This window comes from Kutzneria sp. NPDC051319 (assembly GCF_040682195.1).
Taxonomy (GTDB): Bacteria; Actinomycetota; Actinomycetes; order Mycobacteriales; family Pseudonocardiaceae; genus Kutzneria.
Genome location: NZ_JBFBAM010000036.1, coordinates 77728 through 89365 on the forward strand (window position 1 = coordinate 77728; position 11638 = coordinate 89365).

General features: G+C 70.3%; 12 protein-coding genes. 10 read left to right on the forward strand and 2 right to left on the reverse strand.

All coding sequences use genetic code 11. From position 1 onward, the window contains the following. Window positions 1-112 precede the first annotated feature (112 nt). From pdhA to AB0M73_RS29910, 3 genes are read left to right on the forward strand one after another with little or no spacing between them, the layout of a single operon-like run. Window positions 113-1204 carry a pyruvate dehydrogenase (acetyl-transferring) E1 component subunit alpha gene (gene pdhA / locus AB0M73_RS29900; RefSeq protein WP_043725434.1) on the forward strand — a complete coding sequence of 364 codons (1092 nt, stop codon included), beginning with the start codon at window positions 113-115 and terminating at the stop codon, window positions 1202-1204. Then, window positions 1204-2217 carry an alpha-ketoacid dehydrogenase subunit beta gene (locus tag AB0M73_RS29905; protein WP_363897280.1) on the forward strand — a complete coding sequence of 338 codons (1014 nt, stop codon included), beginning with the start codon at window positions 1204-1206 and terminating at the stop codon, window positions 2215-2217. The genes pdhA and AB0M73_RS29905 overlap by 1 nt, the downstream gene beginning before the upstream one ends. A 2-nt stretch (window positions 2218-2219) precedes the next feature. Then, window positions 2220-3410, forward strand: a complete 1191-nt coding sequence (locus tag AB0M73_RS29910) for a dihydrolipoamide acetyltransferase family protein (RefSeq protein ID WP_363897283.1) — start codon at window positions 2220-2222, stop codon at window positions 3408-3410. A 51-nt stretch (window positions 3411-3461) separates the two neighbouring features. Here the strand turns inward: AB0M73_RS29910 and AB0M73_RS29915 are convergent, their stop codons facing one another. Further along, window positions 3462-3611 (reverse strand): hypothetical protein, encoded by a 150-nt coding sequence (locus AB0M73_RS29915; RefSeq protein WP_363897286.1) that lies wholly within the window; start codon window positions 3609-3611, stop codon window positions 3462-3464. Window positions 3612-3681: 70 nt separating this feature from the next. On the opposite strand from AB0M73_RS29915, the gene AB0M73_RS29920 reads away from it, so the two are divergent. Next, window positions 3682-4011: a hypothetical protein gene (locus tag AB0M73_RS29920; RefSeq protein WP_363897289.1), complete on the forward strand. Its 330-nt coding sequence runs from the start codon at window positions 3682-3684 to the stop codon at window positions 4009-4011. Beyond that, a complete protein-coding gene (locus tag AB0M73_RS29925) occupies window positions 4004-6340 on the forward strand; it encodes a caspase family protein (RefSeq protein ID WP_363897291.1) in 2337 nt (778 codons plus the stop codon). Before AB0M73_RS29920 ends, AB0M73_RS29925 begins: the two co-directional genes overlap by 8 nt. Before the next feature lie 56 nt (window positions 6341-6396). Here AB0M73_RS29925 and AB0M73_RS29930 read toward each other — a convergent pair whose 3' ends face one another. After that, window positions 6397-7326 carry a PAC2 family protein gene (locus tag AB0M73_RS29930; protein ID WP_363897294.1) on the reverse strand — a complete coding sequence of 310 codons (930 nt, stop codon included), beginning with the start codon at window positions 7324-7326 and terminating at the stop codon, window positions 6397-6399. Window positions 7327-7513: 187 nt separating this feature from the next. Between AB0M73_RS29930 and AB0M73_RS29935 the strand changes: the two genes are divergently transcribed. From AB0M73_RS29935 to AB0M73_RS29955, 5 genes are all read left to right on the forward strand, one after another. Continuing rightward, on the forward strand, window positions 7514-8179 hold the full coding sequence (locus tag AB0M73_RS29935; RefSeq protein WP_363897297.1) for an HAD family phosphatase: 666 nt from the start codon (window positions 7514-7516) through the stop codon (window positions 8177-8179). A gap of 248 nt (window positions 8180-8427) precedes the next feature. Continuing rightward, a complete protein-coding gene (locus AB0M73_RS29940; protein ID WP_363897300.1) occupies window positions 8428-9444 on the forward strand; it encodes a beta-ketoacyl-ACP synthase III in 1017 nt (338 codons plus the stop codon). 144 nt (window positions 9445-9588) lie between these two features. Further along, the gene (locus AB0M73_RS29945; protein WP_052396089.1) at window positions 9589-9843 is read left to right on the forward strand and encodes a hypothetical protein; all 255 of its coding nucleotides are present in this window, start codon (window positions 9589-9591) and stop codon (window positions 9841-9843) included. A 14-nt stretch (window positions 9844-9857) separates the two neighbouring features. After that, entirely contained in the window at window positions 9858-11249 is a 1392-nt protein-coding gene (locus AB0M73_RS29950; protein WP_363897303.1) for a DUF4331 domain-containing protein, read from the forward strand. Window positions 11250-11260: 11 nt separating this feature from the next. Continuing rightward, window positions 11261-11542, forward strand: a complete 282-nt coding sequence (locus AB0M73_RS29955) for a hypothetical protein (RefSeq protein WP_363897306.1) — start codon at window positions 11261-11263, stop codon at window positions 11540-11542. Window positions 11543-11638 lie beyond the last annotated feature (96 nt).

An 11638-nucleotide genomic window follows, 5' to 3' on the forward strand; every position in this document is an offset into this window, starting at 1 on the left:
CCCTCCAAATGACCTTCCGGCGGAAATCTGTCTCGGATCTTCCGCCAGTGTCGGACAAGGAGCTCAGAATGTCGAGAAAGCGCCTGCAAACGTCTGCCGAAGGAGGACCCCGGTGTCCGACCACCTCGCCACCGATCTGCTGCCCTCGGCCACTCCCGTCCGCTACCTCGCCGAAGACGGCACCCCTGTCGACGGACCCGCCGGCTACACCCAGCCGAGCGTCGAGGAGCTGAAGGACGCGCACCGCCGGATGGTGGTGGGCCGCCGGTTCGACGCCCAGTCGACCGCCCTGACCAAACAGGGCCGCCTGGCGGTCTACCCGTCCAGCCGCGGCCAGGAGGCGTGCCAGATCGCCGCCGCCATGGTGCTGCGCGAGGACGACTGGCTGTTCCCGACCTACCGCGACAGCATGGCCATGGTCTCCCGGGGCATGGACCCGGTCGAGGTGCTGACGCTGCTCCGCGGTGACGCGCACTGCGGGTACGACCCCAATGCGGCCCGGGTCGCCCCGCAGTGCACCCCCCTTTCCACGCAGACGCTGCACGCCACCGGGCTGGCGTACGCGATGCGGCGCAAGGGAACCGACAGCGCGGTGCTGGCGCTGATCGGCGACGGCGCGACCAGCGAGGGCGACTTCCACGAGGCGCTGAACTTTGCCGCCGTGTTCGAGGCGCCGGTGGTTTTCCTGGTGCAGAACAACAAGTACGCGATCTCCGTGCCGCTGGACAAGCAGAGCGCGGCGCCCTCCCTGGCGTACAAGGGAGTCGGCTACGGCGTGCGCTCCGAGCAGGTCGACGGCAACGACCCCGTCGCCATGCTGGCCGTGCTGCACAAGGCTTTCGAGCACGCTCGCGCCGGCCGGCCGTTCCTGATCGAGGCCCACACCTACCGCATCGAGGCGCACACCAACGCCGACGACGCCACCCGCTACCGTGACAGCGCCGAGGTTGACCGCTGGCTGGACGCGGATCCGTTGGCACGGCTAGAGAAGCACCTGCGCAACCTGGGCGTTCTGTCCGATGAGGACGTTGCGCAGGCGCAGGCCGAGGGCGAGCGGCTGGCCGCCGACCTGCGCAGCCGGATGAACGCCGAGCCGCACCTCGACCCGATGACGCTGTTCGACCACGTGTACGCCCGGCCGACCACGCAGCTCGTCGAGCAGCGTGACCTGCTGGCCGCCGAGCTCAAGGCCCAGGAGGGCTGATGGCCGCCACCACCATGGCGCAGGCGCTCAACCGGGCCCTGCGCGACGCGATGACGGCCGACGAGCGGGTGCTCGTCTTCGGCGAGGACGTCGGCCAGCTCGGCGGCGTCTTCCGCATCACCGACGGCCTGACCAGGGACTTCGGCGAGCAGCGCTGCTTCGACACGCCGCTGGCCGAGGCCGGCATCGTCGGCTTCGCGCTGGGCATGGCCATGGGCGGCTTCAAGCCCGTCGTGGAGATGCAGTTCGACGCCTTCGCCTACCCGGCCTTCGAGCAGATCACCTCGCACGTGGCGAAGATGCGCAACCGGACCCGCGGGCACCTGTCGGTGCCGATGGTCATCCGGGTGCCCTACGCCGGCGGCATCGGTGGCGTCGAGCACCACTGCGACTCCAGCGAGGCGTACTACGTGCACACGCCGGGGCTCAAGGTGGTGTCGCCGGCGACCGTCAACGACGCGTACACGTTGCTGCGTGAGGCGATCGACGACCCGGACCCCGTGATCTTCATGGAGCCGAAGAAGCTCTACTGGTCCAAAGAGGACATCGAGCTCCGGCACATCGACGAGCCGCTCGGCCACGCCGCGATCCGCCGGCACGGCAAGGACGCCACGCTCATCGCCTACGGGCCGTCGGTGCCGGTCGCGTTGCAGGCGGCCGAAGCCGCGGCCGAGGAGGGCGTGGACCTGGAGGTGGTCGACCTGCGCTCGCTGGTGCCGTTCGACGACGACACCGTGATGCGTTCGGTGCGTCGGACCGGGCGTTGCGTCGTCGTGCAGGAGGCTTCGGGTTTTGCCGGCTTCGGCGCGGAGATCGTCGCCCGGATCCAGGAGCGTTGCTTCCATTCGTTGGCAGCGCCGGTGATCCGCGTGTCCGGCTTCGACATTCCTTACCCGCCGCCCATGTTGGAGCACTCGCACCTGCCCAGCGTCGACCGCGTGCTGGACGCCGTGGACCGGTTGCAGTTCACCGACGAGCCCGATCACCGGTATCTCACGGGGGCTCACTCATGACGATGGAACAGCTGTTCCGGCTGCCCGACCTGGGGGAGGGGCTGACCGAGGCCGAGGTGCTGGGCTGGAAGGTCGCCGTCGGCGACACCGTGCACGTCGACCAGGTCGTGATCGAGGTCGAGACGGCCAAGGCCGCTGTCGAGGTGCCCGTGCCGTTCGAGGGCACCGTGCTCAAGCTGTTCGCCGAGGCCGGCGCCGTGGTGTCGGTGGGGGAGCCGCTGATCGCCGTCGGCTCGGCCGTGGAGGCTTCGGAGGGTTCGGAATCCGGGTCCGGCAACGTGCTGATCGGCTACGGCACCAAGGACGCGCCCAGCACGCGCCGCCGCCGGGCCAAGGTCGCCACCGTGGCCAAGCCGGTCGAGCCGGCCGTCGCGCAGGCCCCCAAGGTGATCTCCCCGCTGGTGCGGAAACTGGCCCGGGACAACGGGATCGACATCGCGTCGATCGCGCCCAGCGGCCCGGACGCCATCGTGCTGCGCAGCGACGTCGAGGCCGCCATCGCCAAGCCCGGCCCGGCCGTCGACGGCGAGCGCATCCCGCTCAAGGGCATGCGGCGGGCCATCGCCGACAAGCTCTCCCGCAGCCGCCGCGAGATTCCCGACGCCACCACCTGGGTCGACGTCGACGCCACCGAGCTCATGGCCGCCCGCAAGGTGATCGGCGTCGGCGTGCTGGCCCTGATGGCCCGCATCTGCGTCGCCGGCCTGGCCCGCTACCCCGAGCTCAATTCCACTGTGGACACCGAGCGGCAGGAGATCGTCCGGCTGCGCTCGGTCAACCTGGGCTTCGCCGTCCAGTCCGACCGGGGCCTGGTCGTGCCCGTCGTGCGGGGCGCCGACCGTCTCACCACCGTGGAGCTGGCCGCCGAGCTCACCCGCCTCACCGAGCTCGCCCGCGCCGGTTCCCTGGCCGTCGAGGACATGACCGGCGGCACCTTCACCCTCAACAACTACGGCGTCTTCGGCGTCGACGGCTCCACGCCCATCATCAACCACCCCGAGGCCGGTCTGCTCGGTGTCGGCCGCATCGTCGACAAGCCCTGGGCCGTCGACGGCCGGCTCGCCGTCCGCAAGGTCACCCAGCTCTCCTTCACCTTCGACCACCGCGTCTGCGACGGCGGCGTGGCCGGCGGCTTCCTCCGCTACGTCGCCGACTGCGTCGAAAACCCGCTCACCCTCCTGAAAGGCCTGTGACAACCCCCGCGAGTCACGCTCTCCGGCACACCGAAATACGGTTTCGGGCAGTTACCAGGTCTTGCTGACGACCCACCACCGCTGCCCGTCGAACATCAGGCTGGCCTGGCCCTCGCCCCGCTCCTCCGGCTCGCCGTCCGGGGTGGCGGCGGCGAGGCCGGCGTAGTGGCCCGGGCCAGCTCGTCGTGGCCACGGCTCCACTTCGCCTCACTCATGGCAAAACCCCAGCCCGACCCGTAACGTCCGCCGGCCCGACACGATGCCGATGGGTATGCAGATCGCCATAGCCGTCGCCGGTGAGGACCTGTTCGCGCTGCGCGCCTGGCTGGAGCTGGATCCCGCCCTGACCGGCGCCGTCCGGCTCGGCGACACCGAGATCGAGCCCGGCGCGATGGGCGATCTCGGCGAGGTCCTGGTCGTCGTGATGGGCGCCGGCGGCATGGCCACGGTGCTGGCCAACAACCTCACCTCATGGCTGGCCACCCGCAAGTCCGAGGTGACGATCACCAGGACCGCCGCGGACGGTGCGACGGCCACCGTGACGATCAAGGACGTCAAGAACGCCGAGAAGATCGTCACGGCCTTCCTCGCCGATGACTGAGGCGCCGCGGCTGCCCGACCCGGAGCGCAGCCGAGCGGTGATCATCGGCTCGGCCGCCTACGACGATCCCACGATCCCGCAGCTGCCCTCGGCCGGCCGCAGCGCGCAGGCGGTGCACAATCTGCTCACCGACCCCGCCCGTGGCAGCCTGCCGCGGGCCAACTGCCGGCTGGTCGCCGACCCGCGCAACAGCGTCGAGGTGATCGAGGCGATCTCGCTGGCCGCCGCCGAGGCCGAGGACCTGCTGCTCGTCTACTTCGTCGGCCACGGGCTGCCGGGCCGGGACGGCAGCGCGTACCTGGCGGTGCGGGAGAGCCGCAAGAACCTGGCCCAGCTGTCGGCGGTCCCGTTCGGCGCGATCAAGGACGCCTTCGCGTCACGTGCGGCCACGAAGGTGCTCATCGTGGACAGCTGCTTCAGCGCGCAGGCGATCAAGGAGATGATGAGCGGCGATCCGCTCACCGAGGCGCTGGCCACGTTCGACGGCGTTTTCGTCGCGGCGTCGGCCGACCGGTACAAGACGGCCGCCGCGCCCGTCGGCGACCGCTACACCGCGTTCACCGCGGCGCTGTTGGACGTCCTGGAGTCCGGCGTCGCCGGCCGCGGTGACGTGCTCACGCTCAACGAGGTGTTCGACACCGTCCACGCCCGCATGGTCGCCGAGGGACTGCCCGAGCCGCACGCGGCCAGCCGCGACCGGGCCGGCCACCTCGGCCTGGTGCGCAACGCCGGCGTCGGAGTGTCCACGCCGAAGCAGGTCGCGGCCCTGCCACGGCGGGCGGTGTTCGCCTCCGGGTACCGCAATGCGCACAAGACGGTGTCGAGGGTGTCGTGGCCGGCCGGCCTGGCGGCGCTGATCGTCTGTTTCGACCAGAACTTCCCGATCTGGGCCTCGACCGTGGTGCTGGCCGCCATCCTGGCGTACTTCTGGGCGGACACCTTTCTGCCGACGGACCTCCAGCTGGAGATCGACGATCGCGGGATGATGCTGCGGGTCGCGAAGCGCCAGTACGCCGTGGACTGGATCAACGTGGCGAATGTGACGCTCCTGCGCCTGTCGAGCGACGAATACGAGCTCTGGGTCCGGCTGCTGCCGGGCGCGGCGCTCCGTCGGCCGCCGCGATGGCGGCCGGGACCGCGGCGCACCGAAATACCCAACGACTACGTCTTCGTGCGGACGCGGCAGCTGGCGGCCACGCCGTCGGCCGTTGACGACGCGGTGCGCCGGTTCGGCGGCGTGGCCTGGCTTCGCAGCGAGGGAATCGCCGAGGCGCGGGCCGCGGCGGCGGCCGAACTCCGCACCGTCAAGGTGTTCCGGAGCAGAACGCTTCAGTTGTTCGGCGGCGGCGCGCTGCTGGCGGTGTTCGGGATGGAACCGGCCTCGACCATCCTGACGACGGCATCTGCCGCCACCATGATCGTCTCCGCCCTGGCGGCCCTGGTCGGCAGCGCGCCGGGCCTGTTCCTCGCGGTGTGCGCCTGCTTTCCGGCCGAACTCGAGGTCGGGCCGGACGGTCTACGGCTGGAGCGCTTCGGCCGCCGCCTGGAGTTCGCGTGGGAGGACGTGGAGAAGATCGGCCTGGCGTCGCCGTGGCGGCCGTCCCTGGGCCTGTGGACCGTCTACGTGCGACTGGCCGATTCACGCGAGCTGGCGCTGGTCGACGCGTTGTCCCTGACGTTTCGCCGGGCCACGCTCGCCGCGGCACTGGCCCCCTACGCCGGGCCACGCTGGGACGACTCCTATCGGCCCGACCGCGGCGTGCGGCGCAAGGACAACCACGCCGTGATCACGGGCCGCGTGGCCGGCTGGGTGACGCTGGGTGCGCCGATCGCCACGTTCCTGCTCCTGATGAACGTGTTCATCGTCGTGGACTGGAGCACCGCCGGCGTCACGGTGCTCTTCGTGCCCTTCGCCGTCGTCGCCGCCGTGTCCGCGTCCGCGTTGGTGTGTCGGCTCCGGTGGATGATGCTCATCGTGCCCGATGGCATCGCGGTTGGCCTGTCCGGCCGGAGGATCGACATTCACTGGGACGACGTGCGCCACGTCCAGATGGTCACCGTCGTCACCGCGCCGACCAGGCTGCGCCGGGCCCGCCGGCACACCGAGATCCGCATCGCGCCGAACCGCGACGACGCCGTCACGCGGCGGCCGTGGAGCATGCCGGGATTCATGGTGCCGGTGCATGACGTCTATCGGCTGTGCGTAATGGACACCACGCTGTTCCATCTGGACGCGTCGATCGACACCGTCGATCGGGAACTGCGCCGGCACGCCGGCCCGGAACGCTGGCGCCCGCGCGTCGTGGAAAGCATTCGGTCCGCCGGATAGCGAATCGCGCACAAAGGCGGCGGGGAGATCCCCGCCGCCTTGGCGTTCACGCCAACCTATTGCCGGCCCAGTGGCCCGGGCGGGCCGTCGCCGCGCTGGCCGGGGCCGCCGCCGCGGCCACGGCGGCGCAGGTAACGCTCGAAATCGGCGGCGATGGCGTCGCCGCTGGTCTCGCTGAGCTGGTTGTCGGCGTCGGCGTCGCCGCGCTCCTCGAGGGCACGGACGTAGTTGCGCACGTCCTCGTCCTCCTCGGCCATCTCGGTGACCGTCACCTCCCACTCCTCGGCCTGCTCGGGCAGCGCGCCGAGCGGCACCTCGATGTCGAGGGCCTCCTCGACCCGGTGCAGCAGCGCGAGCGTGGCCTTGGGGGCGGGGGGCTGCGAGACGTAGTGCGGCACGGCGGCCCAGAAGGAGATGGCCGGCACGCCGGCCTGGACGCACGCGTCCTGGAACACCCCGACGATGCCGGTCGCGCCCTCGTAGCGCGAGCTCTCGAGCCCGAACTTGGCCGCGGAGTTGGCGTCGTAGGCCATGCCGGTGACGGGCACGGGGCGGGTGTGCGGCGTGTCCATCAGCATGGCCCCGAGCGTCACGACGGTGGTCACGCCCAGCTGCTCGACGTAGCCCATCAGCTCGGCGCAGAACTTGCGCCACCGCATGTTCGGCTCGATGCCGTGCACGAGCACCACGTCCACCGACGACCCCGGCGGGCGGCAGACCGACAGCCGGGTGGTCGGCCACTCGATCCGCCGCGTGACGCCCTCGACCATCCGGATCGTGGGCCGCGTGACCTGGAAGTCGTAGTAGTCGTCCGGGTCGAGTTCGGCGAGGGGAGTGGCGTCCCAGGTCAGTTCGAGGTGCTCGATCGCGGTGCTGGCGGCGTCGCCGGCGTCGTTCCACCCTTCGAAAGCGGCCACGAGGACGGGGTCGGTGAGCTGACGCTGCTCGGCCGAGGCGCCCTCTGGGTTCAGGTCCGGATCGGTCACCGGTCCAGCCTACGACCTGGGCCGCCGCCGACTCGATCGGTGCACCTCATTACTGCCCGCGCGTCGTAACGCGGGCTCGTCGGCGCAGGGGTGTGGCGCTGGCCGCACCGGGCCCGCGAACCGCAGGCCCGCGGGGTCGGCTCGGTTACGGTTGGACGGGCTTCGACTTCGACAGGCGGGAGTAACCGTGCGCAGGCCGGCGGCGGTCTTGTTCGACATGGACGGCACTCTGATCGACTCCGAGAAGGTCTGGGACGTCTCGCTGGCCGATCTGGCGTCCAGCCTCGGCGGCGCGCTCTCGCCGGAGACCAGGGCCGTCATGATCGGGTCCAACATGGACCGGACCATGGTGCTGATGTTCGACGACCTCGGGCTGCCGCACGACCGGCTGGCCATGGAGGAGGGCGGCCGGTTTCTCACCAAGCGAACAGAGGAGTTGTTCCGGGACGGCCTGCCGTGGCGGCCTGGCGCGGCCGATCTGCTCGTCGCCGTGAAGGAAGCGGGCATCCCGACGGCATTGGTCACGTCCACCGAGCGGGCCCTGACCGAGGTCGCCCTGGACACGATCGGCCGTGACTTCTTCGACGTGACCATCTGCGGCGACGAGGTGGACGGCCGCAACAAGCCGCTGCCGGAGCCGTACCTGAAGGCGGCGCGGCTGCTGGGCGTCGACCCGGCCGACTGCGTGGCGGTCGAGGACTCGCCGACCGGCTCGGTGTCGGCCGCCGCCGCGGGCTGCACGGTGCTGGTCGTGCCGTGCGACGTGGATGTGCCGATCGGGCCGAACATGGTGCACCGCGAGTCACTGGTCGGCGTGGACGTGTCGGTTCTCGGGGCGCTGCTGGGCCGGTGATTTCGCCGCCCTCGGGTGGTATATCACTGGTTCGGGTGGCATTCTGGCTGGTACTACCGGGGACGGGACGGGCGCCGCGGGTCGATCGGGCCCGCGGCGCCCGAGGTGTTTTCCTGGGTATTTTTGCGAAACGAGACGGGTTCGTTTTTGGGTGTGGCGGACGCGACCGCCGACGGAATTGCCTTACCGATCGGTAGCGGATCTCCTTGACGGCACGTGATTTTTCGTCGACGACAGGAGCCGCCGCCGTGAGGGCGTCCATTCGCAGCAACGCCCCCGTCCGCAACGCCGCCATGCTCGGCATCGGCGCCTACCGGCCGCGACTGGTCGTGGACAACGACCAGGTGGCCGGGCTCATCGACTCGTCCGACGAATGGATCCGCACCCGGTCCGGGATCCGCTGCCGCCGCTGGGCCGGCGAGGACGAGACGATCGTCGAGATGGCCACGGCGGCCGCGGCGGAGGCGATCGAGCGCAGCGGCGTCGACCCGGAGCGCATCGGCTGCGTGCTGCTGGCGACGATCTCCAACCTGAAGCAGACGCCGGCGGCGGCCAGCGAGGTCGCCACCCGGGTCGGCGCGGTCAACGCCGGCGCCATGGACATCTCCGCCGCCTGCGCCGGCTTCTGCTACGGCCTCGCCCTGGCCGGCGACATCGTGCGCGGCGGCAGTGCGGAGTACGTGCTGCTGATCGGCGTGGAGCGAATGACCGACCTGATCGACGACCGCGATCGCGGCACCGCCTTCCTGTTCGCCGACGGGGCCGGCGCGGCGGTCGTCGGCGGCAGCGACGAGCCCGGCATCGGGCCGGTGGTGTGGGGGAGCGACGGCAGCCAGTCGGAGCTGATCAGCCAGGACCACAGCTGGCTGGACTGGCGGGACCAGCTGGCCAAGGACCCGTCGGCCGAGGCGCCCGCGCTGCGTATGAAGGGGCAGCCCGTGTTCCGCTGGGCGACCGTGGAGATGGCCAAGGTCGCCCGCCGCACCCTGGAGGTGGCCGGCCTCGACGTGGCCGACCTGGACGCCTTCATCCCGCATCAGGCCAACGACCGGATCACCGAGGGGCTGGCGCGGTCGCTGCGGCTGCCGGCGTCGGTGGCGATCGCCCGCGACGTGATCGAGCAGGGCAACACGTCCGCCGCGTCGGTCCCGCTGGCCATCGACACGATGATGGCCTCGGGGGCCGTGCGCAGCGGCGACACCGCCCTGCTGTTGGGCTTCGGCGCTGGTCTGAGCTTCGCGGGGCAGGTCGTCGTGCTGCCGTGACTGCTGTCCGGCTTGTTGCAAGTGACTTGCAAATAGCATTCGAGTGAACTGATCCGGTTCTCCGCGCGAAGTGATCTGGTGACCCGACTCGCGCCAGTTCGTACCTTGTGTCTGGAGACCCGGATCATGACAAGTCTTTCCCCAGTGTCGCGCCGCAAACTGCTGCGCGGCGCACTGGCCGTCGGCGCCGCCGGTGTCGTCGGCGGTGTCGCCGTCGAGGCGTTCACCACCGGCGCGTCGGCGCAGACCGACTCACAGGCCGCGGGCGGCGACGCCGAGCCCGTGGTCGCGCACGTCCGGGACGTCGCGTCGGGGGACATCGACATCTTCGTCGGCACCAAGCTGGTCCGGCTCAAAGACCCGCAACTGGCCGCCCGACTGGCCCAGGCCGCCCGCTGACGAGGAGTTTGACGTTGTCATCGCACCGCGAAGCCCCCGAGATCTCGCAGGACCCGGTCGCCGACTCGGCCGACCTGTACGCGTTCGTCAGCCCCGACGCGCCCAACACCGTCACGCTGATCGCGAACTACGTGCCGCTCCAGTCGCCCGCCGCCGGCCCGAACTTCTGGGAGTTCGGCGAGGACGTGCTGTACGAGATCAACATCGACAACGACGGCGACGGCCGGGCCGATGTGACCTACCAGTTCCGGTTCAAGACCGAACTGGGCAACAACAACACGTTCCTGTACAACACCGGCCCGATCCAGTCGCTGGACTCGCCGAACTGGAACCGCAAGCAGTTCTACGACGTCACGCGGATCAGCAAGGGCTACAGCCAGAAGCTCGGCGCCCACCTGCCCAGCCCGCCGTGCAACATCGGGCCACTGTCCACTCCGAACTACAGCAAGCTGGCCCAGGACGCCGTGCGCGACCTCGGCGGCGGCCGCAAGGTGTTCGCCGGGCAGCGCTCCGACGGCTTCTACGTCGACCTCGGGGCGATCTTCGACCTCGGCCGGCTGCGCCCGTTCGACGCCGCGCACAACAACTTCGGGCTGGCCAAGCTGGTCAACTCCGGCGGCGTGAACGCCACCAAGGACCTCAACGTGCACACCATCGCGTTGCAGGTGCCCATCTCCGACCTGACCCGCGGCGGCTACAACGCCAAGGACGTCAACAACCCGGCCGCCGTCATCGGGGTGTGGACCGCCGCCCGCCGGCAGCAGGTCAAGCTGTGGGACGACGTCAAGCGCCGCCACGAGTACTCCGGGCCGTGGACCCAGGTGTCCCGGCTGGGCAACCCGCTCGTCAACGAGGTGCTGATTCCCATGTCCCGCAAGGACGAGTGGAATCATTCGCAGCCGTCCGACGACAAGAACTTCGCCCAGTTCGTGACCAAGCCCGAGCTGGCCGGCCTGCTGCCCGTGCTGTACCCGGGCGCCTTCCCCAACCTGGACGCCCTGAACAAGTCCGGCAAGTCCCGCGACGACCTCGCCGCCGTGTTGCTGACCGGCCTGCCTTCCGGTGTCGTGAACGGGTTCCAGAACAACACCGGCCACATCCAGGCCGACATGCTGCGCCTGAACACCGCCGTGCCGCCGGCCATGAAGCCCAACATCCTCGGCGTCGTCGGCGGCGACCTGGCCGGCTTCCCCAACGGCCGCCGCGTCTACGACGACGTCGTGTCGATCGAGCTCCGCGCCATCGCCGGCGTCACCTTCAGCCTCATCGACAAGAACTTCAAGCCCGACGCCGTCGCCGGCCAGCTCACCGACGGCCTCACCCCCGCCAACCTCGACATCCAGTTCATGCCGCACTTCCCGTTCCTGGGCGTGCCCCACGACGGCTTCGACACCCCGGCGAAGTAGGAGCGTCCCCCTTGGCTGACAGCCTCGTCCTCGACATCGGCGGCGACATCGGCGCCCTGGTCATCCACACCGGACCCGACCTCGACTCCGCCGAGATCGAGCTCAGCCCCGTCGGTTCCGACCACCAGCGCTTTCACAACCAGGTCCACGCCCGCCACCTCCCCGACGGCATCCGCCACAACGCCGTCTTCCCCCGCGTCCACGCCGGCGCCTACAACATCTGGCGCGACCACCACACCCTCCACGGCACCATCACCGTCGAGGGCGGGCGAGTGGCGGAATACACCTGGTAATCCCCCGCGAGTAACGGGGGCCTGTGACGGCCGCTGTTGATGCGGGAAAATAGGCCGGCGTCCGTCCGGGACGCCGACGTGACTGTGATGCCTCGA